This is a genomic window from Mesorhizobium sp. M1066 (assembly GCF_040318635.1).
Classification (GTDB): Bacteria; Pseudomonadota; Alphaproteobacteria; order Rhizobiales; family Rhizobiaceae; genus Mesorhizobium.
In genome coordinates this window covers 265,898-292,500 of record NZ_JAMYMR010000002.1, presented here as the reverse complement: position 1 = coordinate 292,500, position 26,603 = coordinate 265,898, and the positions used below count along the sequence as shown (strand labels likewise).

24 protein-coding genes, 1 tRNA gene and 2 rRNA genes (1 of these 27 cut by a window edge) are annotated in these 26,603 nt (G+C 63.1%); 9 read left to right on the top strand and 18 right to left on the bottom strand.

What is annotated here, in order from left to right; all coding sequences use genetic code 11:
- The 3 genes from NKH52_RS04440 to NKH52_RS04430 all read left to right on the top strand — a co-directional run.
- A 23S ribosomal RNA gene (locus NKH52_RS04440) occupies nucleotides 1-1,204 on the top strand; it begins 1,618 nt to the left of the window's first position.
- 278 nt (nucleotides 1,205-1,482) lie between these two features.
- Nucleotides 1,483-1,597: ribosomal RNA gene (gene rrf / locus NKH52_RS04435) — 5S ribosomal RNA — on the top strand.
- Between the two features lie 154 nt (nucleotides 1,598-1,751).
- Nucleotides 1,752-1,828, top strand: a tRNA-Met gene (locus NKH52_RS04430).
- A gap of 253 nt (nucleotides 1,829-2,081) precedes the next feature.
- Here NKH52_RS04430 and NKH52_RS04425 read toward each other — a convergent pair.
- The 7 genes from NKH52_RS04425 to NKH52_RS04395 all read right to left on the bottom strand — a co-directional run bounded on the left by NKH52_RS04425 (nucleotide 2,082) and on the right by NKH52_RS04395 (nucleotide 8,956).
- The gene (locus tag NKH52_RS04425; RefSeq protein ID WP_352727965.1) at nucleotides 2,082-3,371 is read right to left on the bottom strand and encodes an NAD(P)/FAD-dependent oxidoreductase; all 1,290 of its coding nucleotides are present in this window, start codon (nucleotides 3,369-3,371) and stop codon (nucleotides 2,082-2,084) included.
- The gene (locus NKH52_RS04420) at nucleotides 3,364-4,113 is read right to left on the bottom strand and encodes an ABC transporter ATP-binding protein (RefSeq protein WP_352727967.1); all 750 of its coding nucleotides are present in this window, start codon (nucleotides 4,111-4,113) and stop codon (nucleotides 3,364-3,366) included. The genes NKH52_RS04425 and NKH52_RS04420 overlap by 8 nt, the downstream gene beginning before the upstream one ends.
- Nucleotides 4,037-4,867, bottom strand: coding sequence for an ABC transporter ATP-binding protein (locus NKH52_RS04415; RefSeq protein ID WP_352727969.1), 831 nt, complete (start codon nucleotides 4,865-4,867; stop codon nucleotides 4,037-4,039). Before NKH52_RS04415 ends, NKH52_RS04420 begins: the two co-directional genes overlap by 77 nt.
- Entirely contained in the window at nucleotides 4,864-5,859 is a 996-nt protein-coding gene (locus tag NKH52_RS04410; RefSeq protein WP_352727971.1) for a branched-chain amino acid ABC transporter permease, read from the bottom strand. The genes NKH52_RS04415 and NKH52_RS04410 overlap by 4 nt, the downstream gene beginning before the upstream one ends.
- A complete protein-coding gene (locus NKH52_RS04405) occupies nucleotides 5,859-6,809 on the bottom strand; it encodes a branched-chain amino acid ABC transporter permease (protein WP_352727973.1) in 951 nt (316 codons plus the stop codon). The genes NKH52_RS04410 and NKH52_RS04405 overlap by 1 nt, the downstream gene beginning before the upstream one ends.
- A gap of 120 nt (nucleotides 6,810-6,929) precedes the next feature.
- Nucleotides 6,930-8,042, bottom strand: a complete 1,113-nt coding sequence (locus NKH52_RS04400; protein WP_352727975.1) for a branched-chain amino acid ABC transporter substrate-binding protein — start codon at nucleotides 8,040-8,042, stop codon at nucleotides 6,930-6,932.
- 140 nt (nucleotides 8,043-8,182) lie between these two features.
- Nucleotides 8,183-8,956, bottom strand: a complete 774-nt coding sequence (locus NKH52_RS04395) for a GntR family transcriptional regulator (RefSeq protein WP_352727976.1) — start codon at nucleotides 8,954-8,956, stop codon at nucleotides 8,183-8,185.
- 110 nt (nucleotides 8,957-9,066) lie between these two features.
- Between NKH52_RS04395 and NKH52_RS04390 the strand changes: the two genes are divergently transcribed.
- Nucleotides 9,067-9,819, top strand: coding sequence for a pyrroline-5-carboxylate reductase family protein (locus NKH52_RS04390; protein ID WP_352727978.1), 753 nt, complete (start codon nucleotides 9,067-9,069; stop codon nucleotides 9,817-9,819).
- Nucleotides 9,820-9,836: 17 nt separating this feature from the next.
- On the opposite strand, the gene NKH52_RS04385 is transcribed toward NKH52_RS04390, so the two are convergent.
- From NKH52_RS04385 to NKH52_RS04355, 7 genes are all read right to left on the bottom strand, one after another.
- Entirely contained in the window at nucleotides 9,837-10,586 is a 750-nt protein-coding gene (locus tag NKH52_RS04385; protein ID WP_352727980.1) for an SDR family oxidoreductase, read from the bottom strand.
- Nucleotides 10,587-10,672: 86 nt separating this feature from the next.
- Entirely contained in the window at nucleotides 10,673-11,599 is a 927-nt protein-coding gene (locus NKH52_RS04380) for a 3-hydroxyacyl-CoA dehydrogenase NAD-binding domain-containing protein (RefSeq protein ID WP_352727982.1), read from the bottom strand.
- On the bottom strand, nucleotides 11,596-12,465 hold the full coding sequence (locus NKH52_RS04375) for a hypothetical protein (RefSeq protein WP_352727984.1): 870 nt from the start codon (nucleotides 12,463-12,465) through the stop codon (nucleotides 11,596-11,598). Before NKH52_RS04375 ends, NKH52_RS04380 begins: the two co-directional genes overlap by 4 nt.
- A 1-nt stretch (nucleotide 12,466) precedes the next feature.
- Nucleotides 12,467-12,790: an NIPSNAP family protein gene (locus tag NKH52_RS04370; protein WP_352727986.1), complete on the bottom strand. Its 324-nt coding sequence runs from the start codon at nucleotides 12,788-12,790 to the stop codon at nucleotides 12,467-12,469.
- A gap of 65 nt (nucleotides 12,791-12,855) precedes the next feature.
- Complete coding sequence (locus NKH52_RS04365; RefSeq protein ID WP_352727988.1) at nucleotides 12,856-14,172, bottom strand: acetoin dehydrogenase dihydrolipoyllysine-residue acetyltransferase subunit; 1,317 nt, start codon at nucleotides 14,170-14,172, stop codon at nucleotides 12,856-12,858.
- Nucleotides 14,173-14,183: 11 nt separating this feature from the next.
- Complete coding sequence (locus NKH52_RS04360; protein ID WP_027035434.1) at nucleotides 14,184-15,158, bottom strand: alpha-ketoacid dehydrogenase subunit beta; 975 nt, start codon at nucleotides 15,156-15,158, stop codon at nucleotides 14,184-14,186.
- A gap of 1 nt (nucleotide 15,159) precedes the next feature.
- Nucleotides 15,160-16,131, bottom strand: coding sequence for a thiamine pyrophosphate-dependent dehydrogenase E1 component subunit alpha (locus tag NKH52_RS04355; RefSeq protein ID WP_352727990.1), 972 nt, complete (start codon nucleotides 16,129-16,131; stop codon nucleotides 15,160-15,162).
- Between the two features lie 103 nt (nucleotides 16,132-16,234).
- On the opposite strand from NKH52_RS04355, the gene NKH52_RS04350 reads away from it, so the two are divergent.
- Nucleotides 16,235-16,981 carry an SDR family oxidoreductase gene (locus tag NKH52_RS04350; RefSeq protein WP_352727992.1) on the top strand — a complete coding sequence of 249 codons (747 nt, stop codon included), beginning with the start codon at nucleotides 16,235-16,237 and terminating at the stop codon, nucleotides 16,979-16,981.
- Between the two features lie 37 nt (nucleotides 16,982-17,018).
- Here NKH52_RS04350 and NKH52_RS04345 read toward each other — a convergent pair whose 3' ends face one another.
- The 4 genes from NKH52_RS04345 to NKH52_RS04330 are packed head-to-tail and all read right to left on the bottom strand — an operon-like array spanning nucleotide 17,019 to nucleotide 20,882.
- Nucleotides 17,019-18,758 carry a cobalamin-dependent protein gene (locus tag NKH52_RS04345; RefSeq protein WP_352727994.1) on the bottom strand — a complete coding sequence of 580 codons (1,740 nt, stop codon included), beginning with the start codon at nucleotides 18,756-18,758 and terminating at the stop codon, nucleotides 17,019-17,021.
- Nucleotides 18,748-19,560: an alpha/beta fold hydrolase gene (locus NKH52_RS04340; RefSeq protein WP_352727996.1), complete on the bottom strand. Its 813-nt coding sequence runs from the start codon at nucleotides 19,558-19,560 to the stop codon at nucleotides 18,748-18,750. The genes NKH52_RS04345 and NKH52_RS04340 overlap by 11 nt, the downstream gene beginning before the upstream one ends.
- The gene (locus tag NKH52_RS04335) at nucleotides 19,560-20,336 is read right to left on the bottom strand and encodes an aspartate dehydrogenase (RefSeq protein WP_352727998.1); all 777 of its coding nucleotides are present in this window, start codon (nucleotides 20,334-20,336) and stop codon (nucleotides 19,560-19,562) included. The genes NKH52_RS04340 and NKH52_RS04335 overlap by 1 nt, the downstream gene beginning before the upstream one ends.
- 9 nt (nucleotides 20,337-20,345) lie before the next feature.
- Nucleotides 20,346-20,882, bottom strand: coding sequence for a cupin domain-containing protein (locus NKH52_RS04330; protein ID WP_352728000.1), 537 nt, complete (start codon nucleotides 20,880-20,882; stop codon nucleotides 20,346-20,348).
- A gap of 150 nt (nucleotides 20,883-21,032) precedes the next feature.
- Here NKH52_RS04330 and NKH52_RS04325 point away from each other — a divergent pair, with 150 nt between their 5' ends.
- From NKH52_RS04325 to NKH52_RS04310, 4 genes are all read left to right on the top strand, one after another.
- Nucleotides 21,033-22,634: an FAD-dependent oxidoreductase gene (locus NKH52_RS04325; RefSeq protein ID WP_352728002.1), complete on the top strand. Its 1,602-nt coding sequence runs from the start codon at nucleotides 21,033-21,035 to the stop codon at nucleotides 22,632-22,634.
- Nucleotides 22,635-22,935: 301 nt separating this feature from the next.
- Nucleotides 22,936-23,967 (top strand): substrate-binding domain-containing protein, encoded by a 1,032-nt coding sequence (locus NKH52_RS04320; RefSeq protein ID WP_013529471.1) that lies wholly within the window; start codon nucleotides 22,936-22,938, stop codon nucleotides 23,965-23,967.
- Nucleotides 23,968-24,064: 97 nt separating this feature from the next.
- Nucleotides 24,065-25,600: a sugar ABC transporter ATP-binding protein gene (locus NKH52_RS04315; RefSeq protein ID WP_352728004.1), complete on the top strand. Its 1,536-nt coding sequence runs from the start codon at nucleotides 24,065-24,067 to the stop codon at nucleotides 25,598-25,600.
- A gap of 76 nt (nucleotides 25,601-25,676) precedes the next feature.
- Nucleotides 25,677-26,600: an ABC transporter permease gene (locus tag NKH52_RS04310; RefSeq protein ID WP_245270382.1), complete on the top strand. Its 924-nt coding sequence runs from the start codon at nucleotides 25,677-25,679 to the stop codon at nucleotides 26,598-26,600.
- The last annotated feature ends 3 nt before the right edge of the window (nucleotides 26,601-26,603 follow it).

The following is a 26,603-nucleotide window of genomic DNA, read 5'->3' as shown; positions in this document are numbered from 1 at the left end:
TATGCTGAAGGAACTCGGCAAATTGCACGCGTAACTTCGGAAGAAGCGTGACCCTTTTCTACGCAAGTAGAGGAGGGTGGCACAGACCAGGGGGTAGCGACTGTTTATCAAAAACACAGGGCTCTGCGAAGTCGCAAGACGACGTATAGGGTCTGACGCCTGCCCGGTGCTGGAAGGTTAAGAGGAGGGGTGCAAGCTCTGAATCGAAGCCCCAGTAAACGGCGGCCGTAACTATAACGGTCCTAAGGTAGCGAAATTCCTTGTCGGGTAAGTTCCGACCTGCACGAATGGCGTAACGACTTCCCCGCTGTCTCCAGCATAGACTCAGTGAAATTGAATTCCCCGTGAAGATGCGGGGTTCCTGCGGTTAGACGGAAAGACCCCGTGCACCTTTACTATAGCTTTACATTGGCATTCGTAGTGGCATGTGTAGGATAGGTGGTAGGCTTTGAAACCTGGGCGCCAGCTCAGGTGGAGCCACCCTTGAAATACCACCCTTATTACTATGGATGTCTAACCGCGGCCCGTTATCCGGGTCCGGGACAATGTATGGTGGGTAGTTTGACTGGGGCGGTCGCCTCCTAAAGAGTAACGGAGGCGCGCGATGGTGGGCTCAGAACGGTCGGAAATCGTTCGCTGAGTGCAATGGCATAAGCCTGCCTGACTGCGAGACTGACAAGTCGAGCAGAGACGAAAGTCGGTCATAGTGATCCGGTGGTCCCGCGTGGAAGGGCCATCGCTCAACGGATAAAAGGTACGCCGGGGATAACAGGCTGATGACCCCCAAGAGTCCATATCGACGGGGTTGTTTGGCACCTCGATGTCGACTCATCGCATCCTGGGGCTGGAGCAGGTCCCAAGGGTATGGCTGTTCGCCATTTAAAGCGGTACGTGAGTTGGGTTCAGAACGTCGTGAGACAGTTCGGTCCCTATCTGCCGTGGGTGTAGGAATATTGAAAGGATCTGTCCCTAGTACGAGAGGACCGGGATGGACGGATCTCTGGTGGACCTGTTGTGGCGCCAGCCGCATAGCAGGGTAGCTATATCCGGACGGGATAACCGCTGAAGGCATCTAAGCGGGAAACCCACCTTAAAACGAGTATTCCCTGAGAACCGTGGAAGACGACCACGTTGATAGGCCGGGTGTGGAAGAGCGGCAACGCTTGAAGCTTACCGGTACTAATAGTTCGATCGGCTTGATCGTTCTCATTCCTTATGCTCATCTGACAAAGTCAGATGGTCTGTTCTCACTCACGCTTGTTCCGCCCTGCGGGCGGCGCTACGTGGGTGCGGCGCATCAGCGCCGACGGTCGGTCGACCTTGCGAAGCTTCGCTTCGAAAGGCGTCAGGATCCAAAGAACTGTAAAGGCACAAAAAAGACCAGCGAACAGCTCAGAGAAAGCAGCAAATAGGGTCCCTATTCGCTACTCACTATTGGCTATTCGCTCAAAAAAGCTTCTCGAACAACGTGCGTTTTGCCGACCTGGTGGTTATGGCGGAGCGGCTGCACCCGATCCCATTCCGAACTCGGCCGTGAAACGCTCCAGCGCTGATGGTACTTCGTCTCAAGACGCGGGAGAGTAGGTCGCTGCCAGGTCTGCTAAACGCACGTTGAACTCACATCCAATCGGATGTGAGAGAAATCTTCTCTTTATGAAATGGCCCGCCAAGGGATCACGGGCCGCGTAAGCGGCCCTTTCATTTGGTCAGCCATATACCTATCTGTAGGCCTCGGCTTACACAAAAGGTGACGCGGGGTGGAGCAGCCCGGTAGCTCGTCAGGCTCATAACCTGAAGGTCACAGGTTCAAATCCTGTCCCCGCAACCAAATACAAAAGAGCCCGCCCTCGTGCGGGCTCTTTTGTATTGTGCCGTGGTGCCGGCGATTTAACCTGTCATCACGCGCCCGCAAGCAGGCGGAGCCGACGCCGCCGGACAGAAAACTCAATCCTGTCCCCGCAACCAATCTGCGGTAAGCAAACGGCCCGCCTGGCACAAAGCCCGCGGGCCGTTTTGATTTCAGAGCCCGATAATTTCACAGAATACGCCGGATGGGCGCCGTCGTGATTGATCATGATGGTTCAGGAGCCTTTATCCTGAAAGCGGTTCCAGGCGTGCATGCGGTTGGCCACCTGCACCGCGACCGGATGGAACGGAACCGGCTTCATATTGGTGACCGGAAGCGACATCTGATCATCCGTGCGCCGACCTGCCGCCCAGCGGCCGATTTCCTGGCCGAGCGACATGGAGAGTGCAACGCCGCGACCGGAATAGACGCCGCCAAACACCAGGCCGGGGGCGAGACGATAAAGGCGTGGGCGGCGGTCGGGCACCACGGCGAATGTCCCGTGCCAATATTCCACCGTCTCCGGTTCGCCGCCAAAGGCCGGAAAGGCCTTGCCCAGCATGCGCGAGACCTTGGCGCGACCGCGATCGGCCTCGCCGAACCAGAACGTATGCGTGCCGCCGCTGACCAGCCGATTGTCGCGGTCGTAATGGAAATAACGGATGTCGTTGCGCATGTCGGATACGGCTGGATTGCCGACCAGAATCTTGGCGCGCAGGTCCTCCGGCAGAGGATTGGTCGCCGCCTGGAACACTTTTAGCGGCATCAGCGTCTTCTTGAGGCCCGGCCAGATGTCGCCGGTCAGCGCGTTGGTCGCCAGCACCACCTCCGGTGCGGTGACGCTTCCCGACGCGGTGAAGACGCGCCAGCCGCCCTCCACCTTCTCGATGCGGGTTGCGCGGGAGTTTTCGTGGATGGTCACGCCCTCACGTTCCAGCGCCGCGGCAAGGCCGATGGTCATGGCAAACGGGTTGATATGGCCCGAATTGTGCACCATCCAGCCGCCGAGATAGGGACTGCCGATGCGCGCGGTGGCTTCGTCACGGTTCAGGCTGGAGACATTGGCGCCGAAAGCTTTCCACTCCTCGTAGAACTGGCGGGTGCGGGCAAGCGTCGCCTCGGTGTGTGCAGGCTGGATCCAGCCCTCCTGCACCTGGTGCGCATCGATGTTGAAGCGCTGCATCAGTCCGAAGGCTACGCCGGCCGCATCGGCCACCATGCGGTTATAGCGGGTGCCGACGGTCTTCCCGTACGCCGCCTCGAATTCCGAAGGCGATGCCTTGGAATGGTGGGAGATGACGAGGCCGTTGTTGCGGCCGGAAGCCGCCGAACCGATCTCGTTGCCTTCGAGCATGATCACATCGACGCCGCTGTCACGTGCGCCGAGTGCTGCGGCCATACCGGTGAAGCCGCCACCGACGACCAGCACGTCCGTCTTCCAATCGCCCCGCAGCGCCGGCGCCGTCTGACGCAGATCCGCGGTCTTGCGCCACAGATGCGGCGTCTTCCAGTCGACCTCAAACATCAAGGACTTCCACGGTGGCGCCGCCGAGATAGTGCTCGCTCAAGGCTGAATGCTCGGCCATTTCCTGTGCGGGGGCGTGAAGCTTCACCTTGCCGGTGTTCAGCAGATAGGCGTAGTCGCCGCATTCGAGCGCGAGCTGGACGTTCTGCTCGACGAGCAGGATGGCGATGCCGTTGCGCGACAGGTCGAGGATGATGCGGAAGATCTGATGGACGATCTTCGGAGCAAGGCCGAGAGACGGCTCGTCAAGCATCAGAAGTTTCGGCTCGGCCATCAGCGCGCGACCGATCGCAAGCATCTGTTGCTGGCCACCGGACATGCGGCTCGCCATGCCGTTACGCCGCTCCTTCAGCACCGGAAAGAGATCGAAGGCTTCGGCGCGCAGCGCCTCAAAACTCTTGCCGCCGCGCCCGACATGTGCGGCGACCAGGTTTTCCTCCACCGTCAGGCGCTGGAAGATCTGACGGCCTTCCGGGCAATGGGTGATGCCCAGGCGCACGACCTGCTCCGGCCGCAGGCCGGTGATGTCGCGCCCTTCGAAGGTGATGCTGCCGGCGGTCGGGCGCGCAACGCCGGAGATGGAGTTGAGCAGCGTCGTTTTGCCTGCGCCGTTCGGGCCGAGAACGACGACGATCTCGTGCGGATCTACGTCGACGTTTATGTCTTCAAGAACGCCGACGCGTCCGTATCCCGAGCTGAGCCCGGCGATCCTGAGCAGCGGCTCGGATGTCGTCGATGTCATTGGCGGTTCCCAGATAGGCGAGTTGGACGTCGGTGCTTGCCTGCACCTCGGCGGGTGTTCCCCGAAAAAGCAGCTTTCCGTGATGCATGACGATGATGTTGTCGCAGAGCGCCATGACCAGATCCATGTCGTGCTCGACGATGATCGTGATACGGTCGGGCGATCGCTGGGCGGCGAGCCTAGCGGTCAACTCGGCCGTCTCGTGATGGTTCAGACCGGCGGCGGGTTCGTCGAGCAGCAGCACGCGCGGATTGCAAACCAGCGCGCGGGCGATCTCCAGCATGCGCTGCCGGCCATAGGGCAGGCTGCCGGCTTCCGCATCGGCATGGCCTTGCAGGTCGAAGAAACGCAAGATCTCCATGCATTTTTCACGTCGGAGGTCGCGCTGGGCCGAGGCATAGGGCGGCCACAGCACTTCTTTCCAGGTGCCCCCGACATCGCTCGGATAGAAGCAGACCTCGAGGTTTTCGAGCGCCGTCATCTGATCGAAGAGACGAATGTTCTGATAGGTGCGGGCAACTCCCGAATTGGCGATCTGATATTTCTTGAGCTTGTCGAGGCGTTTGCCGTCGAGCGCTATCGATCCCGAGGAGACGGTGTAGGACCCGGCGGTCATGTTGATGAGCGTCGACTTGCCGGCGCCGTTGGGTCCGATCACACCGTGGATCAGCCCCGGGGCGAAGGAGGCGGTCACGTCATCGATGGCGACGACCTGACCATATTCCTTTCGCAGTCTGTTGAAGACCAGGGTCATTTGCCGAACAGCCTCCGGATCAGCTTGTCCGGCCCGAAGCTGCGCGGAACGAGGCCGGCCGGACGCACGATGATCAGGAAGATCATCAACAACCCGAGGAAGAGGATGCGCCATTCGGCGAATTCGCGCAGCACTTCCGGCAGCAGGATCAGGATTGCCGCGCCTGCGACGATGCCGAGAATGTTGCCGATGCCGCCGACCACGATCATCAGCACGATCAGCACGGATTCCTGAAGCGTGAAACTCTCCGGGCTGACGAAGCGTTGCGAGGCGGCGAAGATCGCGCCCGCGATCGAACCGATCGTCGCTGAAGTGGCGAAGGCGGCAAGCTTGGCGTTGGTCGTGTTGATGCCGATGCCGCGCGCGGCGTCCTGGTCTTCGCGGATCGCTGCCCAGGCCTTGCCGAGGATGGACCGCTCCAGCCGCCAGGCGACAAGGCCAGCCAGCAGCACGACGACAAGCAGCAGCCAGAAGAAATCGACGGGCCGGGCGATCTGTATGCCAAGGATCGAAGCCTTGTCGAGGCGGGCGATGCCTTTCGGTCCACCGGTCAGCCAGTCGACATTGTTGATGATGATGCGTACGATCTCGCCGAAGCCGAGGGTGACGATGGCAAGATAGTCGCCGCGCAATCTCAACACAGGTATGCCGAGCAATATGCCGGTGATCGGACCAAGGCAGGCGGCGACGAGCAGGATGAGCAGGAAAGGCAGATGCAGGTCGAGCTGGGGGCTGGCCAGCAGCGCATAGCTGTAGGCACCGACCGCGTAGAAGGCGACGAAGCCGAGGTCGAGCAGGCCGGTATAGCCGATCACGATGTTCAGGCCGATGCCGAGCAGGATGTAGATCAGCAGGCTGTCGATGACACGGATGTAGTAGTTGGGCAGAAAGGGCGTCACCGCGATCAGCGCGATTGCGATGGCAAAGACAAGGAACGCGACGGCCCGGCTTGAACGCGGCCTGGCAGCCGTAAGGCTCTCGGCGACGGACATCAGAACTCCCTCTTGTACACGATGCTTTCCTCGGACACGGCCTCGCCCAATATGCCGGCGGGACGAACCAGAAGCACGAGTATGAGGATCGCGAAGGTGAGCACATCGCGATATTCGGTGCCCAGCACGCCATGGGTGATGACGGGCAGCAGCGCGGTTCCGCCCACTTCGACGAAGGCGAGGATGAAGGCGCCAAGCATGGCTCCGGGAATGGAGCCGATGCCGCCGAGGATCGCCGCGGTGAAGGCCTTCAGGCCAATGACGGCTCCCATGGTCGGCGACATGATGCCGTAGTAGCTGGCATAGAGGATGCCGCCGGCCGCGCCGAGCAGCGGGCCGACGAAGAACACCATCGAAATCGCGCCATAGACGTTGATGCCCAGAAGCTGCGCGGTGGGGCGGCTTTCCGAAACGGCGCGCACTATGATGCCAATGCGGCTGCGGTTGACGAGGAAATGCAGACTGAGCATCAACACGAAGGCGGCGACGAGGATGCCGATCTGCATCGAGGTGATGGTGCCGCCCAGCACCTCATAGCGGACGACTGGGAAGAAGCTCGGAAAGGCGACCGGCTGCGGGCCGGCAAGAATCTGCATGCCGGTGACCAGTGAGAGCGAAACGCCGAGCGAAGACAGCATCGGCGCCAGCCGGGTGGAGTTTCGCAGCGGCTTGTAGGCAACGCGTTCAATGCCGACGCCGATGAAGCCCACCAGGAAGACAGCGATCACAAACGCCACGGTAAGCGCTATCGCAGCCGCAATGCCGACATCGCCGACGAGCATGCTGAGGACCAGAAAGGCGACGTAGGCGCCGAGCATGAACATCTCGCCATGGGCGAAATTGATCATGCGCAGCACGCCATAGACCATCGTGTAACCGAGCGCGATCAGCGCGTAGATCGAACCGATGGTCAACGCGTTGACCGTCTGTTGAATGAGGTTTCCCAGCATGGGCCGGTGTCCTGTGCAATGGGTTCCCGATCGACAGTCCGTCGCACTTTTGTCAGGCGCGGCCGTCAACAGGCAAGAGGAGCCGCCTTCAAAAAGACAGGCGGCTCCGGCGCCGGGCTGCTATTTCGAGCCGACAAGCTGGAACTTCGATCCCTCGACCTTGTAGAGGTATGATGGGGCGACTTTAAGTTCGCCCGTATCGTCGAATTCCAGCTCACCCACGGCGGTCTTGACCTTGACCGCGTGCAGCGCCGCGTTGATGTCCTCGCGCGTCAGGCCCTTGGTCGTCTTCAGCACCTGTTCGAGGATCTGGCCCTGTACATAGCCATAGATCGAGTATGGGCCGGCCTCCTCGCCATACTTGGCTTTGTAGAGCTTGGCGAATTCGGCGATCTCCGGCGAGGCATCCATTGGCGGCACCTGGATGGCGACGAGCGTGCCTTGGACGTTGGGCTCGCCAGCCTGTTTGATCAGGTCCGGCGTATAGCCACCGTCGGGCACGATCAGGGTGGCGGCGATGCCTTGCTCATGCATCTGCTTGGCAAAGAGCGCCAACTGCGGCATGACGGCACCGAGATAGATCACGTCGGGTTTCTTCGGCTTGATCTGCGCCAGCACGGCGGCGAAGTCCACGTCGCTTGGCGCGACCGAAATCGTGTCGATGACCTTGCCGCCGCCACTCTCGAAGTTCTTGGCGAAGATTTCGGAGATTCCCTGGCCGAAAACCTGCTTGTCGTTGACGACCAGCGCAGTCTTGGCGCCGAGCTTGCCGAGCGCGTATTCAGCCGGCAGCAGGGCGCCCGCCAGATCGTTCGCGACCGGACGCACCATGAACTTGTAGCCCTGCTTGGTGAGCGATGGGTTGGAGCCGAAGGTCATCGTCGGCAGCGAGCAATCCTCGTAGATCGGCAGAGTGGACTGAGCGACGCCGGAATTGAAGTTGACGAGGCCAATCACGACCTCGTCATTGTCACAGAACTTCTGCGCCACGAGCGTTCCCTCGCGCGGATCGGCTTTGTCGTCTTCTTGTTCATAAGCGACGGTCATGCCATTGACCCCGCCGGCGGCATTCAGCTTGTCGACATAGAGCTTGAAGCCGTTGTGCCATGTGGTGCCGAAATAGGCTTGCGGGCCGGAGAGCGGAGCGGAGAGGCCGATTGTGACCTGCTCGGCCATGGCCGGACCTGCGAACAGCGATGCTCCCACAAGGAGCGCGGCAGTAAATTTCTTCATGATGGTTCCCCTTGGCTACTGGTCACGCCGGGAGTGGCCATTCCGGTCTTCTCTCCCTTGGAACCCATCGAAGCAGACAAAGAGACTGTCGTCAAGAAAGTGTCGACACTATTGCGTTCAATTTTGTGCTCAGATATCGATTATGCGTCGCGTGCCCTTCGCCGGCGCTTTAGATCAGCGCCGTTGCCGGGTGCGAACACCTTGAGCAGGGCGTCCTTGAGCGCCTGTTGCGTGGCGGAGACGGTCATTTCGATATGCTCGCGCAGCAGTTTCATGCCGTTTTCGGCATCCCGCCTGACGGCGGCATCGACGATGGCCGAATGGGAGGTGATCTGCGCCTTGTCATGCGAGGGATGTTCGATCTGTATGCGGCGGATGAAGCGGATGCGCGCATTGATGGAGCTGAGCTGGCCGACAAGTTCCGGATTTCCGGACAGCTCGGCAATGAGCAGATGGAAGCCTTCATCCTCGGCCAGGATGACATCCGGCGGTTGGTCCGGGTAGGCGTCGACGATCGCTTCCCAGTAGCTTCGCAGCCGGTCGATTTCGCTGTCGTCGGCGCGCTCGCACATCAGCTTGAAAGCGGCGCACTCGATGATCGAGCGGAACTCATAGAGGTCGAGCAGGCCCTCGGTGCTGAGGCTTCTGACGAAAAAGCCGCGGTTGGGCGTGAGCGAAACGAAACCCTCGGAGGCGAGCCGGTTCAGGGCCTCGCGGATGGGTGTGCGCGAAACGCCGAGGCTGCGCGAAAGCTGGACCTCATTGATGCGTTCCCCGGGCTTCAGCTTGAACTCGACCAGGAGCTTGCGGATGGTGTTGTAGGCGCGTTCGCTGCTGTCTGCAGCGCGACGCGTTTCGGCCTCGGCGGCAAGGGACGGATCGTTGTCGGCACTGATCTCGGCTCGTTCGGTCACGACGATTCTCATCTGATTTGTATGCAGGTTGTGTCTACACTTTGTAGAGCGCCTTTCTTTCCCAACTTCGTGTGAATGGCAAGCAGCAGGTTCAAATCCGGGGGACAACAATGATTGTAGGTATTCTTGGCGTCGGGCATCTGGCGGCGGCCATGCTGGCCGGGTTCCTGCGTTCGGGGCTCGATCCCGCGGCAATCGTGCTGTCGCCGCGCGGCAAGGCCGCGGCACTCTCCAGCCATCACGGTTTTCGGCTGGCGACCGACAATCGCGATCTCGTCGAACGATCCGATGTCGTCATTGTCGCCGTACGGCCAGCGCATGCGCCGGACGCGGTCGCCGGTTTGCCGTGGCGCAAGGACCAGGTGGTGATTTCGGTTTGCGCCGGCGTACCGCTGTCGCGATTTGCTGTCGCGCCCGCGCGTACGGTGCGCGCCATGCCGTTCACGGCTTCCGAAGTCTGTGCCAGCCCGACAATCTATTTCCCCGACCTTGAGCAAGCGCGGGCCGTTCTCGATCGGCTCGGTCCCTCGATCGCGCTGGCCAGTGAAACGGACTTCGAGGTGGCGACGGTCAATGCCGCCATCTACGGCTGGGTGCAGGATCTGATCCGCCGGACGACTGAATGGTCGTGCGCGCAAGGTCTCGATCCGGCAATTGGCCGCCGGCTGACGGCGATGACGTTCGTGGCCGCCGGACGGCTGATTGAGGAGAAGGACCAGCCGATGGGCCAGATGCTCGAGGAGCTGGTGACACCGGGCGGCATCACCGAGCGGGGCCTGCAGGTGCTTTCGGCGCGCGGTGTGCCAGCCGCCTGGGAGGAGGCTTGCAGGGCTGTGCTCGACAAATTGACGGCGTCAGGTTGAGGGGAGGCGCCGCGCACTCATCGTTGCGGCGCGGGTGGATAGGTATGGCCGCCTGGTGCCTGTTCGCTCGGCGCGACGATCAGTTCGGCGATGTCGACATGGTCCGGCATCCGCAGCGCGGCAACGAGCACGGCGGCAATATCGGCCGGGCCGAGCGGCCGCTGTTGCGAGTACATGCGCTTGTGCAGACCCTCGCGATCGCCGTCGAAGGCCTTCAGGTAGAAATCCGTTTCCACGCGGCCGGGGGCGATCTCGGTCAGCCGCACGCCGGTGCCCGCGAGATCATAGCGAAGGATACGGCCTGCCTGGGAAAGCCCGGCCTTGGCTGCACCGTAGGTCGTCGTGCCGGGAAAGACGCCACTGGCCGCTGTGCTGGTCAGGTTGAAGATGTGGCCACGCTTGCGCGCTATCATGCCCGGCAGCAACATGCGGATGAGCTGCAAGGGCGCGGTGAGGTTCAGCGCCACCACCTCGGCTGTTTCCTCCGCGCTCTGCTCATGCAGGGGGCGCACGGTCGCCAGACCGCCGGCATTGTTGATCAGCACATCGATTTCCGCCGCATTGAGCGCGGACGCGATCGCTTCGTGGTCGCGCACATCGGCGACAAGCGGTTTTACGCGCGGCCCGAGCCTCTCCTGCAGGACCTGCAGCGCATCGTGGTTGCGCGCCAGCGCATGGACGATCAATCCTTCCGCGACCAGGCTCTCGACGATTGCCGCGCCGATGCCTTTCGAGGCGCCGGTGACGAGGGCGGTACGATAGGTCATGGCCGTTCTCCTGAACCGTGACGATCAGAGCAATTCCAGGAAAAGTGTGAAACGGTTTTCCGCCCGAAATTGCTTAAAACAAAGAGTTAGAGCGCGCCGTGTATGGCCACCGTTTTCAAAATGCCGACCAGGCCAGCTTCGCGCGCGGCCTTCAGGTCCTCGTGGCTGCGCCCGCCCACCGCCGCACCTGTCGAAGCCGTGATCGCGCGGATGGTCTCGTTGTCGAGCTTTGCGTCGAGCAGCGTGTCCCAGATCGCCTGATAGGTCGGGCCATATTTGCGCAGGAAGTCCTCGATGCCATCGGCGTTGAGGCTGTTGGAAATGAACGAACCTTGCAGGGTCCATTTCGCACCCGGCCCATACATGAAGGCACGATCCACGTCCTCGACCGAGGCGACGCCGTCGCGCACCAGCGCGATCGCCTCGCGCCACATGGCGCCCATCAGGCGCAAGGCGATATGGCCGGTCACCTCCCGGTTGAGCGTTACCGGCTTCTTGCCGATGGCTTCATAGATGGCGCTTGCGCGGGCGATCGCTTGTGGATCCGATGTCTTGCCGCCGACGATCTCGACCAACGGCATCAGATGCGCCGGGTTGAAGGGGTGACCGAGCACGACGCGGCCGGGCAGGCGGCACTCACTCTGCATGTCGGACACGAGCAAGGCCGAGGAGGAGGAAGCGATCACGACCTCATCACCGACATGGTCTTCGATTTCGGCCAGCAGCCGGCGCTTGAGGGCCAGGTCTTCCGGACCGTTCTCCTGGACGAAATCGACGCCTTCGAGCGTCTCGGCGAGCGTCGGAAAAAGACGGATCGCGCCGGGCACGTGCGAGGATCCTTTCAACGCATCCAGGTCGGCCATGAGTGCGGGCAGCACCTCGCTGAACGCCGCTTCGCGCCGCTCGGTCGGATCGAACACGCGCACCGCGTGGCCGGCATGGGCAAAGCAAGCCGTCCAGCGCTGCCCGATCACACCGAAACCCACAATGCCGATGGTCAGTTTTTCCATCATCCGGCCTTCCTGCCGTCAAGCGCTGCGCGGAAGGCCTCGTTGAGGTCGTTCCACGGAATGAAAAGATCGAGCCAGGCGCCAATCCGTCCGGCAACCAGGATTGCCTCGTCGATCAGGGCATCGAAAGGATATTCGTCTTCCATCGCTGCCTTGAGCCGGAAAAGCAGGGCCGGCGTTTCGTCCATGTGGCAGAAGTCGCGCAGGCGGGTCGCGGTCTTGTCGAGTGCGATTGCTGCCGCCTGGCGCAGCATCATTTCGTCCTTTCCGCCGCGCTCGGCGCGGATCCACCACAGGAATTCGTGCAGCACCCGCGCTTCCGACTCCGCGGTGAAGACGGGACCTGCCGGATGCATGATGGCGCGCGACGCGGTAACCCGGCTGATGTCGGCGGGACAGGACGCCCACAGCGCCTTGCGCGCGGCGATGATATCCTGCGGCAGCGGCGATGGCGGCGAAGGCTCGAACCCTCCGCCATCCGACCGGACAAGCGCGCCTTCCAGAATGCGGCGGCCCTGGTCCCGCTTCAGTGTCGCGGCAAGCTCGGCGATGCCCTCCACCGGCGCGTCGAGATGGCCGAGAACGGTGATCTCGGCATTTTCCGCCTGGAGCGGCGCGAAAGTGATTTCGAGGAACTGCCGCACCGGCCAGTAGATGAAGGCGCCGGCGGTCGCGGAAAGCACATGCGTAGCACCCTCGATATCCTCCACGAAGGGAGCATGCCAATAGATATGGCTGCCGGCGATCTTCGGCGTGTGGAGCTGCAGACGCATAGGCAGGGCCGAAAGCAGCGCCCGGCGCGTGCGCTCGGCATCGCCGGTCAGGCGCAGCGGCCAGCTGCGCCCCTCGGCCGAGAAAATCAGGTCCATCTTACTTTCCGGGATTGAAGAAGGAGACGGGTTTGAGGATCTGGTTGCGCATGTCGAGAAGATAATCGGTCTCGATCACCTTGCGCCGATAGGCCTGCCACTCGGGATCGGCCTCCATGCGGTCGCGCCGCTCCTCCCGGTCGGCCAGGCTCTCATATTTCCACAGATGCACGGTGCGCGAGAGGTCGCCAATATGCGTCTGGAAGAAGCCGAAGGGCTCGCCCAAATAATGCCGCTGCATCGGCAGGCCTACGTCCTCATAGAGTTTCAGGAAATGCGACTGCTTGTTCGGGCGGGCGGTATAGGTGCGATGGTCGAAAATCATATCGGGCACTCCTTCTGGTGTTCTGTATCCGGTGCCTTCGGCGCCGGCGTGATGATCTTGTCGGCTCAGCCGGCGCTTCGCACCGTCTCGGTGATCAGCCGGGCGGTGAGTGCCGGCGCTTCAATCTGCGGTACATGGCCGACGCCATCGAGAAGATGAACAGCGGTGAAGCCCGGCGCCCGGGCCGCATGGGCGACCGGAATGACGCGGTCGAGCCTGCCCCAGATGAGCCGCGCGGGCACGGCAAGCTCGCCAAGCGCGCTCACCAGATCGAAACCTTGCGTGCCGTCCGGGAACAGGCTTTCGGCCATCGCCGCGAGTGCGTCGCAATTGCCGGCCTTTTCCATCTGTCTGAGTGCTGCCTGCGCATAGCCGCTCGGCAAGGCCGCGGGGTCGCCGACCATGACAGTCAGCCACTGCTGCAGAGCCTGCACCGTGGTCGCGCGGGCAAGACCGGCAATGAAGCCGGCATTGATCTCGGGGCCAAGCCCGCCTGGAGCAAGAAGCGTGACAGACCGCACCGCGAGACGGCCAAGCCGGGCGAGTGCGAGAACCGCCGCACCGCCGAGGGAATGGCCAACGAGATGGGCATTGCCCACGCCCATATCTTCCAGCCGGTCGGAGAGCAGGAAGGCGATCTCCTCAATGCTGCTTGCGGGTCTTGCCGCTTCCGCACCATGGCCGGGCAGGTCGAGGCTGATCGTCTCGATCCCCGACTGGAGCAAGGGGACGACCTGCCGCCACACGGAACGATCCGCCCCGAAGCCATGGACGAGAACCACGGGCGCAGTCTGTCGGGCCAGCGCCGGCGCGGCAACAGGGGATGTCTGGACTGCCGTCGGCGTCCGCTGACCTGCACCGTCAAGTTCGTTCGCGCGGGCGGCGAGGGTGGCATCGATGTCGCGCTTCTTGATGCGCCCGTGCGGGCCGCTTCCCGAAATGGTGGCAAGGTTGAGCCCGGCCGCAGCGGCAAGCCGCCGGGCCAGCGGGCTTGCGACTGCACGGCTGCCGGGCGGCCGGATGGAGGAAGGCGCTTCGCTGGTCACAGGATCGCGCGGAATGGTTTCGGCAGCCGTTGCCGTGGCCGGCGCGATCGAAGCGGATTGGGCAGCGATCGGCTTCTCGCCACCTATCGGTTTCTCGTCCGCGATCGTGCCGAGCACGGCGCCCACCGGCGCTTCCTGTCCCTCGGCGAAGAAGATTTCGGCCAGCCAGCCGTCGCGGTCGGCTTCGATCTCGGTTGCTGCCTTGGCTGTCTCTACGGTGACGAGAAGCTCGCCGGTCTTGACCGGATCGCCCGATTTCACCGCCCAGGCGATTACCAGTACGGCTTCCATATATTCGCCGCCGGCGCTGTCGATGATGATCGGATGGGTCGCCATCGCCGCCGCCGTCACTTCAGCGTCTTCAGCGCGGCCGTGCGGATCTTCTCGGCACTTGGCAGCATCGCCGTTTCCAGCGGTTCGGAATAGGGGATCGGCATGTCGGGAAGCGTGACGCGCGCGACCGGCGCGTCGAGCTCGTCGAAGGCGTGGTCCATGATCGTTGCCGAAAGCTCGGCGGCGTAGCCGCAGAAACGCCAGCCCTCGTTGACCACCACGGCATGGTGCGTTTTCGCGATCGAGGCGACTATGGCGTTGACGTCGAGTGGGCGCAGCGACCGGAGATCGACGATTTCGGCCGAAACACCGTCGGCTGCGAGAAGATCCGCGGCTTTCAGTGCCTCGACCACCATCTTGGAGGTGGCGAATATCGAGATATCGCTGCCTTCGCGCAGGGTTGCCGCCTTGCCGAGCGGCACGGTCACGTCGCCTTCCGGCACCTCGCCGCGGGTGTTGTAGAGCAGCTTGTGTTCGAGGAAGACGACCGGCTGGTCGTCGCGGATCGCGGCCTTCAGCATGCCCTTGGCGTCGGCCGGTGTCGAAGGGGCAACGACCTTGATGCCGGGTATGTGAGCAAGCATGGAATCGAGCGACTTGGAGTGCTGTGCGCCGGCGCCGGCGCCGCCGCCGCCCTGCGTGCGCAGCACGAACGGCATCTTCACCTGGCCGTTCCAGATGTAATTGTAGATCGATGCCTGGTTGACCAGCGCATCGAGTGTCAGCGGCACGAAATCCGCATACATGATTTCAAGCACCGGCCGCGTGCCGGTCATCGCGGCGGTCACCGCCATGGCGGTCAGCGCCTGTTCGGAGATCGGCGTGTCGCGCACCCGCGTTTCGCCGAATTCCTCCATCAGCCCTTTCGTCACTTTGAAGACGCCGCCATAGCGGCCGATGTCCTCGCCGAAGACGAAAACGGAAGGGTCGGCCTGCATCTCTTCGCGCAGTGCCGCATTGAGCGCTTCGGCATACCGCATCATGGCCATGTCAGTGTGTCTCGCTGTAGGGGTTGCAGGCTTCGTCCAGCGAGAATTCGGGCATCGGGTCGGAGAGAGCGGTCTCGAAAGCCTCGGCCACCTCGGCCTTGGCTGCCGCCTCTATCTCGGCGAGTTTCGCCTCGCCGACGTCGCCCAAAAGCGCCTTGCGCGAGACCAGCAGCGGGTCACGCTCTTTCCAGGCCGCAATGTCCTCCGGCTTCTGGTAGCCGCCCATGTCGGAGGTGGAAAAACCTTCGATGCGATAAGTCTTGCATTCGACCATGCCGGGACCCTCGCCACGCCGGGCACGCTCGACCATGACCGACACGGCGCGATAGACGGCCACCGCGTCATTGCCGTCGACGATCTCGGCCGGCATCGCATAGCCGGCGGCGCGGATCGACAGATCCTCGACCGGTGACTGGACTTCGGAGGGAACGGTCAAGCCGAACTGGTTGTGTTCGAGCACGAAGACGACCGGCAATTTCCACAGCCCGGCCATGTTCATGGCCTCGTGGCAGATGCCGGTTTGCGCGGCGCCGTCGCCGAAAACGCACATGGCGACATTGCCGGTGCCGAGGATCTGCATCGACAGCGCCATGCCGGTGGCGGCCGGAATGCCGGCGCCGACTATGGCGTTGCCGCCGATCACGCCCTTTTCGGCATCGGCCACCAGCATGTGGCCGGCGCGTCCGCCGCAGGCACCGGTGGCCCGTCCGAAGATCTCGGCCACCACCGGGTGCACCGCCATGCCCTTGCCGATATAGACCGCGTGGCCGCGATGGGTGGTTGCGACCTTGTCGCCAGCCTCCAGCACTGCGGTCGCGGCGACACCGACGGCTTCCTGGCCATCGCAGCGATGGATCGGACCGCGCGTGCGTCCTTCCTTGTGCAGCGCCCCAAGGCCCTCTTCCAGATGCCGCACCAGCAGCATCCGGCGATAGATTTCCAGATGTTGTTCGACGGAAGGAGTGTTTTTCACCGATATCCCCGAGTTCGTGCCGAAATTAAATACAAAAGTGTCGACACTTTGCAAGCGCTTCTGCAAAATAGGGCAAAACAAGTTTTTGAAAAGGGGATCGACCATGCGTTTGAAGGGCAAAGCGGCCATCATCACAGGTGCCGGAGCCGGTATCGGCGCCGCCGCCGTGGAACTCTTTGTGAAGGAGGGCGCGCGTGTGCTGGCCGTCGACCGCGACGGCGCGCGGGCGAGCGAGGTGGCCGGCAAGACAGGAGCGCTGGCCTCGGAGGCCGACGTCTCGGACGAAGCCTCCGTGGCGACGATGGTGCGCCGCGCGCAAGAGGCATTCGACCGTGTGGACATCCTGGTCAACAATGCCGGTTACGGCATACGCGGTTCGGTCGTCACCACTGCGGCGGCGGATTGGGACGCGCTCATGGCCGTGAACCTCAAGGGCGTCTTTCTCTGCTCCAAATATGTCATTCCCGTCATGGCCGAGGGTGGCGGCGGGGTGATCGTGAACACCGCCTCCAACGTGGCCCAGGTCGGACTTGCCGATCGGGCGGCCTATGTCGCCTCCAAGGGCGGCGTCGCGGCGCTGACGCGTGCCATGGCGCTTGACCATGTCGCGGACAAGATCCGGGTCAACGCCGTGGCGCCGGGTGTGACTTGGTCGAGCTATTTCGAAACCATGCTGGAAACCCATCCCGATCCTCAGGGGTTTGTCGCGGCATTGAACGCGCGCTCGCCGATGAATCGCGTCGCGCAGCCGGTTGAAATCGCAAATGCAATCCTGTGGCTCGCCAGTGACGAATCCTCTTTCGCCACCGGCTCGATCCTGACAGTGGACGGCGGTATGACCGCCTGGTGAGACGCGCCCGTCGGCGGCGGAAAAGAAGCCTGCCGCTTCAGGCAACGGGGCGGATGGAACGCAGGGCGATCAGCATCTCGTCGAGGTCGGCGCAGGGCAGGCAGCCGAGGTCCGCGATGTCCTTGGTAACGTCGACGGGCAGGCCCGAATTGGACTCCTTGGGCACTTCGTTCAATCGTCCGCCGATGAGGATCGGCAAGGTAAGTCCGCGTGCCGCCATCGCCGTTTTCACCGCCTGCGCATAGCGCAGCGCCACGCCGTTGTAAGTGCTGACCGCGATGGCATCAGCCCCGGCTTCGGCGGCGCGGATGACGAGTGTTTCCGGATCGACGGCTACACCCGCATCGGCGATGACGATGCCCAGACCCTCGAGCGCCTGTTCGACGAGATATTTTCCGTGCTCATGCACATCGGTCGTACCGATGCAGACGGTCAGGGGTTTAGGGCTTTCCAGCGGCTTCTGCGCCGAGACCCATGCGCCGGCCTTGTGGTTGAGTTCGCGTGCCCATTCGGCATGGATCAGCGGCGTGCGCCCGCGTACGCCGTCCGCACCCGGGCCGAACAGCGCCTCCATGCGCCTCGGCCCCATGCGGCGGATGGCGAACATCAGCGCGGCCGGGTCTTTGGTATCCACCCCCCGCTCGGCCAGCCCCTTCATGACGGCACCGGCAAAGCGGCGCCCGCCTTCGACCAGCACATCGGCCATCGCCTCTACCCTGGCCCAGTCGAAGACCGGGTCGTAGAACGGTGCGTGCAGCGCGAGCCGGTGTGCGAAGGTCTGCGCATCGATGATCTCGTCGATATCGGGAATGCGCTGGTTTTCGGTCACCGGCACCGGATTGATCGCATGGCCGGAGGGCCATCGTCCCACTGCGAGTATGTCGGCCAGGAGATAGCTCGCCAAGCTTGCGTAATTGCCCGCTGTGGTCGACTGGTAGGAGACGGTGTTGCCGAAGATCATGGTTCCCGGCGTGTCGCTGACCCGCACCAGCGCGGCATGGAAGGCAGCGCGCGACAGCGGATCGCTGAAGTGGTGGCCATAGCAATGGCCAAGCCGCGCGCCGATCAGATCCTCGACGATGTGCTTTTCGACCAGCACCATGCCGAGCGCGCAAGCCATGTCGATGAACAGCCCCGCGAAGCCGTCGTCGAGGTTGGAATGGACGAGGATTTCGGCATCCTGCGCGGCAATCAGGCCGAGCGCGGTGACGGTCGCTTCGGTGGTCGCCACTTCATCGTCCCAGTAGGGCAGCCGGAAGGTGAAATACTGCCCCAGGTTACCAATGGCCGTTGCCCCGGCGGCGATCGCGGCGCGGGTGTTTTCCACCGCGCCGGGCAGGCCGAGCATGAAGTCGCCGAAATGCGCAGCAGCGGGCGCGGCGTTGGTGATGCGGGCGAAATCCTCGGGGCCGGTGAGCACGATGCCGGTGCCGCGCGCAGCCCTTGCACGCATGGCTTGGGGATATCCCATCGACCAGTCGAGGGTGATGCCGAAACGATCGACCGTCACTCCTGCCTTTCGGCATTGCTCATGCACTTCGCCGATCGCCGCCACGGTGCGGTCGACGCTTCTGAAGCCGATATGGGCGTGCTGCATGACTCGCTTTTCGGCCGCTGCCATGCGCTTCCATGCGGCTTCGGACGGCATTCCGGTCTCGGTGAGGAAGCGGCAGCTGCCGAGGCGCCAGTCTCGCACCATGGCGCGTCCTTCGGCGAGGAGGTCGGCGCCAGGCTTGAGGCGCGGGTCGATAAGAGCGGGGGCGATTTCAGCGGTCATGATATTGGCTGTCGGCCTTGGCAATGAAACGACGAATGATGGCGGCAAAACCTTCGGGGTCGGCGAGGGGATGAAAATGCGCACCGGGGACTGAAACAAACCGGGCACCCGGTATTGCAGTGGCGATCGCCTCTGAAAGGGCTGATGGCGTCAGAATATCGCCGGTGGCGGCAATCACCTGAACCGGGGCGTCGATACGCGGCAGATCGGCAAGGCGATCATGGTCGAGCAGCATGCGCACGCGTGCGGCACTGACTGTCAGCGGCGCCAAGGTGCCAGGGGCGGCGGCGACCGCCGCCTCGAGCTGCCCGGCATGCGTTTCGAGGTAGGACGGTTCGTGGCAGAGCACGTGGCCGAGGCGCTGGTAGGTTTCGGCCATGCCGGCCTCCAGCAGTTCGGCGCGGGCGGTGAAGAGCATGCGGAAACGGGCGTCTGCGCGCGCCCAGGAGCTGCTGATCGTGTAGCTCAGGCCGAGATTCGCATGATCGAGCGCCAGCACCTGCGCGATCGCGCCGCCGGTGGAATGCCCGACAATGTGCGCCGGTCCGCCCGTCTGCGCCAGCAGGCCGGCAATGTCGCTGGCAATCAGGGGAATGGAGCAGGGGCTTTCCGGGCGATCGCTGCGACCGGCGCCGCGATGGTCGGTGACGATGATGCGATGGTCGGCTTCGAGAAGGCGTACCACGCCGGCCCAAAACCTTCCGTCACCGCCAAGCCCGGGGATGAGGATGAGGCGCGGGCCGGCGATTCCCGATGTCTCGTAGTGGATATGGCAGCCATCGGCGGCGGTGAAGAAGGGCATCAGCTGCGGCCCTCCCTGTCGAGCAACTCGCCAAGTGCCGCGACGAGACTGAGCGCCGTGAGCATCGAGGTTTTCGGATTGCTGGGCGAGGGCGCGTTGACGAACCGGAAGGAGGCGGTGCCGGCGGTACTCTCGACCTCTATCTCATGTGTGTTGCCGGCAGCCTTCGGATCGGCAACCACGCTGACTGTGACCTTGTCGACGCCTGCCGCGAGCGCCACGGCGAAGGCGGCGTTGAGGTTTTTCGGATAGAGCTTTGCCGCTTGCGCGGGCGTGCCTTCGAAGAGGGATACCGCGTCGTGCTCGGCTGACAGGCCAAGGGTGGCAAGCTCGGCTCTCCAGGCTGCCGGCGGCTTGCGCGAGGTGTAGCGCACCCGCGCTTCGGGAAGTGCGGCTATCGCCCCGAGGTAGTCAAGGCCACCCAACGCGCCTGATGGCAGGACGAAGCGTGCGCCGCTATTTCGGCCGGCAGAGGTCAGCCGGGCGGCAAGGATCGGATCGGAGAAGGCACCGATCGAAGCGATGACGGTCGGGATGACGGCGTCGAGAAGCGCGGGCACATAGGCGGCCACTGCCTGCTGACTTGCCGCCTCCACCACCGCCCTGGGGCGCGCGTCGATCAGCGCATCCAGCCGCGTAACAGTGCTGACATTTGCCGGCAGTGCGGGGCGGGTGCCTTCGCGCGTCAGCGCCACCCAGCGATATGAGTCCTGTGGGAAAGCAGAGACGATCTCGCGTGCGATCGTGCCGTAGCCGATGAGGCCGAGCGTCACCATCGGGGGTCTTCAGGGGTTCTGTTTCAGGGGATCGAACTTGTCGGCAAGGTCTGCCCCGAACACCGTCTTGCGCTCGATCTCCAGGACGTTTTCCGGGCGCGGGAAATTGGACGGAACGCGGTCACCTGGCTTGCGCGGCTTGCCGATCAGGCGAAAGAAGTCCTCGAGCCCGTTCGGCACGATCAACCAGATCCAGCGCAGGGGTGTCTCGCCGTCGTTGATGAACATGTGCCGGACATTCTTCGGCAGGAACACTACGCTGTCCGGTTCCAACGGATGTTCCTTGCCGTCGATGACGGCTCGGCCATGGCCTTCGAGGACGTAGATCGTCTCTTCGTTGCGGTCATGCGTGTGTTCGCGCACATAGCCGCCAGGCGCCACTGATTGCGTGCCCAGTGCGAAGGGGTGCTCCATGCCGACGATATGCGGCGCGAGCGCGACGTCGATATGGCCGTTTGCCGGAACCGGCTGCCAGTAGCTTTCGCGCGTTTCGGTTCCGGAAACATGGATGCCAGAGGGTGCGGGTTGAAGGTGGGTGTCGTCCATGGCTCTGCCTGTCGAATGGAGCTGCGAAGGTCGTTCGGGCGCGCGTTGCTGACCAGGAGAGATTACAGCGCAAAAAGTGTCGACACAATAGTAGACAGATTAAATTTCCTGCCTCTATAGTGCTGCGGTGGCGGTGGCAGGGGAATGCCGATGGGCGAGTATGACGTTCTGGTGATCGGTTCGGGATCCGCGGCCTGCTCGGCGGCGCTGCGGGCCGCCAAGGGTGGTCTCAAGGTGCTCGTCATCGAAAAGAGCGAATGGCTGGGCGGTACCTCGGCCATGTCCGGGGCCGGGGTCTGGATACCCGCCAACCATGTCGCGGCCGAAGCCGGCATCGCCGACAGCCGCGAGGACGCGCTTGCCTATCTGCGTGCGGTCGCGCCCGAAGGGTGGGAGCAGAAGGAAGATGCGCTCTGGGGCGCGTTCGCCAAGGCAGCGCCGGACATGCTGCGCTTCCTGTCCGTCAACACGCCGCTCGATTTTCGCCTGATCAACGAGCCGGACCCCTTTGCCGAAGCGCCAGGCGGCAAGCTTTACGGCCGCATGCTCTCGCCGAGGCCGCTCAGCCGCCGCATCCTTGGCAAGTTCGCACGGAGCTTGCGCCGCTCCACACTGCCGCACAGCTTCACGTATCAGGAGATCGTCGACCTCGATCTTTATCACCATCCCATCCGCGCCGGGTTCAAGGTGTGGCCGAAGCTTCTATGGCGGTGGCTGACGAATTCCGGCGGCCAGGGCACGGCCCTGATGACCGGGCTCATCAAGGGCTGCCTCGATGCGGGCGTCACATTTCAACCGGGAACGCGCGCCGTCACGCTGCTTCAGGACCCGGACTCGCGCATCGCCGGCGCGGAAGTGGAGAGCAAAGGCCGACGCACGAAGATCGTCGCGCGCCGCGGCGTTGTGATCGCCACGGGCGGTTTCGAATGGGACGCCGAGATGCGCGAACGCCACTTCCCCGGCGCGTTCGACCGGATTGGCAGTCCGCGCGGCAATGAGGGCGACGGCCAGAAGCTTGCGGCTTCCGTCGGCGCGCAGCTGGACCGCATGGACCAGGCGAACGTCTATCCCTGCCTGCCGACGCGCTACCAGGGAAAATCACACGGTTTGCCGATGACCTTCCAGGCCGAACCGCATTCGATCGTGGTCGATCGCCACGGAAAGCGATTTGTCAGCGAAAACGCCTTCAACATCGGCGAGGCGATCGATGCGCGCGGGCCAGATGGCGCCCCCATCCATCTGCCTTGCTATCTCGTCGGCGATCATCGTTTCCTCAAAACGTCGCTGCCTTTCCGCTGGTATGCCTCCTACGAGCGCGAATGGGTCAAGAAGGCCGACACGATCGCTGGCCTTGCCGCCAAGCTCGGATTGCCAGCAGCCGCGCTCGAGGAGACGATCGCGCGCTGGAACAGCTTTTGCGCAAAAGGACACGATACGGATTTCCACCGCGGTGAGAACGGCTGGGAGGCATACAAGGCGCATGGCCCCGACCGGCTGAAGCCGATCGACAAGGGGCCTTACATCGGCATGACGATCAATCGCTCGATCCTTGGCACCAAGGGCGGCGCCCGCACCAATGAGCGCGCGCAGGTGTTGAGGCCGGACGGTTCCATCATCCCCGGCCTCTATGCGGCAGGGCTTGCCATGGCCAACCCCATCGGCACGCGCGCCGTGGGAGCCGGCACGACGCTGGGTCCCAATCTGACATGGGGCTTCATCGCCGCCGAGACGATCCTGCATCAAAACAGGTGATCGGGAACTGAGCGATGTAAGGCGCGCTCACCATTGCCACGATCCGCTACTGTCCGTAGCCAAAACTGCGGGAAGTCTCCAGCCCCCGCGGCATGGCTCGATGCCGCTCGCGCTTCCCGACACTCGGAAGTAGGTCGTGAAATATATTTCAATATGTGAATTATATTGACAGCATGCGCTGAGGCTGTAATGTCCCGATCGTCGGCTTTCGGAGGAAGGTCGGCATCATCAAATCCATACGGCAGCGCTCGCTGAGCGCCTGCGACGGTCATTGAGGATGGCTTCGGCCAAGGGAGGAAACTTGCGCAAATTTCTGAGCACGCTCGCAATCGCGGCGGCTGCATCGACCTGCTTTGGGTCGATGCAGGTACGCGCCGAAACCCCCAACCCGTTCAAATGCGAGCCGGGTGAAAAATACGTCATGAACGTCATGGTCTCGGGCGTTGAATACTGGTTCCCGGTCTATGAAATGTTCAAGCAGGCCGGCCAGCAGTTCGGTTGCGAAACCGCATATACGGGTACACCCGAATACGACGTCAACAAGCAGATCGCGACCTTCGACCAGGCGCTGGCGCAGAAGCCTGCCGGCATACTGGTACACCCGATGAATTCCGATCCGTTCATCGAGCCGATCAACCGCGCCATCGAGCAGGGCACCGCGGTGGTGACCTTCGCCGCCGACTCGCCGAATTCCAAGCGCGTCTCCTACATCACCTCCGACAACAACGCCGAAGGCACCTATGCCGCCGACGCCGTTGCCAAGGCGATGGACGGCAAGGGCGAATATGCCGTGCTGGAGAATCCCGGCCAGGACAACCACGACAAGCGCGTCAACGCCTTCGTCGCCCGCATGGAAGCCAAATGGCCTGACATGAAGCTCGTCGGCCGCGCCGCCTCGAACCAGGACCCGACCAAGGCCTATCAGGCGGTTCTGAGCCTGGCGCAGGCGCATCCTGATCTTGGCGCCGTGTTCATGCCGGAGGCCAACTCGGCCATCGGCGCTGCCCAGGCCGCCAAGGAAGGCGGTGGCAAGATCCGCGTCATGCTCGCCGACGTTAATGCCAAGATCCTCGACATGATCAAGGCCGGCGAGATCTTCGGCTCGGTCAATCCAAACCAGGGCATGCAGGGCTATATGGGCTTCATGCTGTTGTGGATGGCCAAGCATCCCGGCCTGATCGATCCGATGAACGACGCCAAGCGTTCGGGTTTCAACCCGATGAGCGTGCCCTTCGTCGACAATGGCTTCTCCATCGTCTCCAAGGACAATGCGGACGACTTCTACTGGGACAAGTACCTCAAGCGCCGCGGCACCAAGGGCATCGAGGAATAGTCTCGATCTCGCCGCCCCGGCCTCGGCAAGGCCGGACCAGCCGGGAAGGAGGCTTCGGCCTCCTTCCTCCCCCTCAGGTTCATCGCAGGAGCACGGCGTGACCCAGGCGCCCATTCTTGAAATCCGTGGCCTGTCCAAGGCGTTCGGCCCGGTCAAGGCGCTGAGCGACGTACGGTTCGAGCTGCGGCGCGGCGAAATCCATGCACTGTGCGGAGAGAACGGCGCCGGCAAGTCGACGCTGATGAACATGATCGCCGGTGTATTGCAGCCCGACGAGGGCGATATCCTGATCGATGGTGAGCGTGTTTCGATCCACTCGCCCGCGACCGCCCAACGCCTCGGCATTGCGCTTGTTCACCAGGAAATCGCGCTCTGTCAGGACGTCACCGTTGCCGAAAACATCTACATGGCCGCGATCAACAGCCGGCGCGCGCCGCTGATGAATTTCCAAAAGCTCTACGCCGACGCCCAGAAGGTCATGGACCTGCTCGCGCCCATTCCGGTGCGCACCAGGGTCGCCGACCTCTCCATTTCCAACCAGCAGCTTGTCGAGATCGCCAAGGCGCTGACGCTCGACTGCAAGGTGCTGATGCTTGATGAGCCGACCGCGGCGCTGACCGAAAGCGAAGCGCAGCGCCTGTTCTCGATCGTGCGCGGGCTCAAGGAACGTGGCATTTCGGTGGTCTATATCAGCCACCGCATGGCCGAGATCTTCTCGCTGTGCGACCGCGTCACCGTCTTCCGCGATGGTCGCTACGTGGCGACCGATCCGATCGCAGCCGTCTCACCGGACGATGTCGTACGCAAGATGGTCGGCCGCGAAATCACCCAGCTCTATCCCGACAAGCTGGCGCCGCAAGAGCCCGGGCGCCTGCTCCTGTCGGTCGAGAGGCTTTCCGATGGCCGCCGCTTCGCCGACGTCGATCTGCAGCTTCGCGCCGGCGAAATCCTGGGCATTGGCGGCCTGATCGGCGCCGGTCGCAGCGAGATCGCGCAAACGGTCTGTGGTCTCAGGCCAATGACGGCAGGAACCGTCGCGCTCGACGGAAAGCAGCTGCGGTTGCGCGGTTATGGCGATGCGGTCAAGGCGGGGCTGGTCTACCTTTCCGAGGACCGCAAAGGTTCCGGCGTGTTCGTCGATCTGCCGATCGACGCGAACATTTCCGCGCTCGACCTCGGCCGGCTCACCGGGCCACTCGGCTTGCTCGATCGCAAGGCCGAGGATCGTCAGGCGAAGGAGCTGACCGGCAGGCTCGGCGTGCGCATGGCCGGCATCGAGGCCGCTGTCTCGACGCTGAGCGGCGGCAACCAGCAGAAGGTCGCCATCGCCAGGCAGCTGTCTGTCGATCCCAAGGTCATTATCATGGACGAGCCGACGCGCGGGATCGATGTCGGCGCCAAGGTCGAGATCCACCGGCTGCTGCGCCATCTTGCCGGCAGCGGTGTCGGCGTCATCGTCATCTCGTCGGAACTGCCGGAGCTGATTGGCTTGTGCGACCGCGTTCTCGTGGTGCGCGAAGGCAGGATCGCCGGCGAACTCACCGCCGACGAGCTCGGCGAGGAAGCCATCATCATGCTCGCCTCTGGCGTTCAGGATAGTTCAAATCAAAGGCAGGCCCAGAATGTCGCCTAGGCAATCAGGAGAAGCGCTCGTGCACGCCGAGATCAAGGCCGCCGGGCGGCGCATCAATTTCGCTCAGCTCGCCTCGATGCGCGAGGCCGGACTGATCGTCATCATCCTGGCGCTGTGCATCGCCATGAGCTTCGCCTCGCCGCACTTCCTGACATGGGGCAATTTCCGCGCCATGCTGATGAGCTTCTCCATCGAAGGGATCGTGGTCGTTGGCATGACCATCCTGCTCATCGTCGGCGGCATCGACCTGTCCGTCGGCTCGGTCGTGTGTTTCTCGATGGTGGTCTCGGGTGCGCTGTTCCTCGCCGGCCTCGATCCCTGGACGGCAAGCCTGATCGGCATCGGCGTCAGCGCGCTGATCGGCGCGGCCATGGGCTTCTTCGTCACGGTGATAGGCCTCAATCATTTCATCACGTCGCTGGCCGCCATGGTCATCGTGCGCGGCATGTGCCTGGTCGTCACCAAGGGCACGCCGCTGTCGCTGTTCACCCTGCCGCCGGCCTTCAAGGCCATCGGCCAGGGCAGTTTCAACAACATCCCCTATGTCATCTTGATCTTCGTCGTCGTGGTGGCGATCTTCGACTTCCTGCTGCGCCGCGCCACGGCCTTCCGAAAGGTTTTCTACACCGGCTCCAACGAGAAGGCCGCGCAGTTCTCCGGCATCAGGACCAATCAGGTGAAGTTCTGGGTCACGGTGCTGTGCTCGACCCTCGCTGGACTGGCCGGTGTCATCTACATGGCGCGCTTTGGCGCGGCGACGCCGACCTTCGGCGCCGGCATGGAGCTCAACATCATCGCCGCGGCCGTCATCGGCGGCGCCTCGCTGAATGGCGGCTCGGGCACCATCTTCGGGGCAATCCTCGGCATGGCGCTGCTCTCGGTGGTGACGAGCTCGCTTATCCTGCTCGACGTCTCGGTCTATTGGCAGGACATGATCAAGGGATGCATCCTGCTGGCGGCGGTGTCGATCGATCACTTCCTGCATCGCAAGAAGTCCTGAACT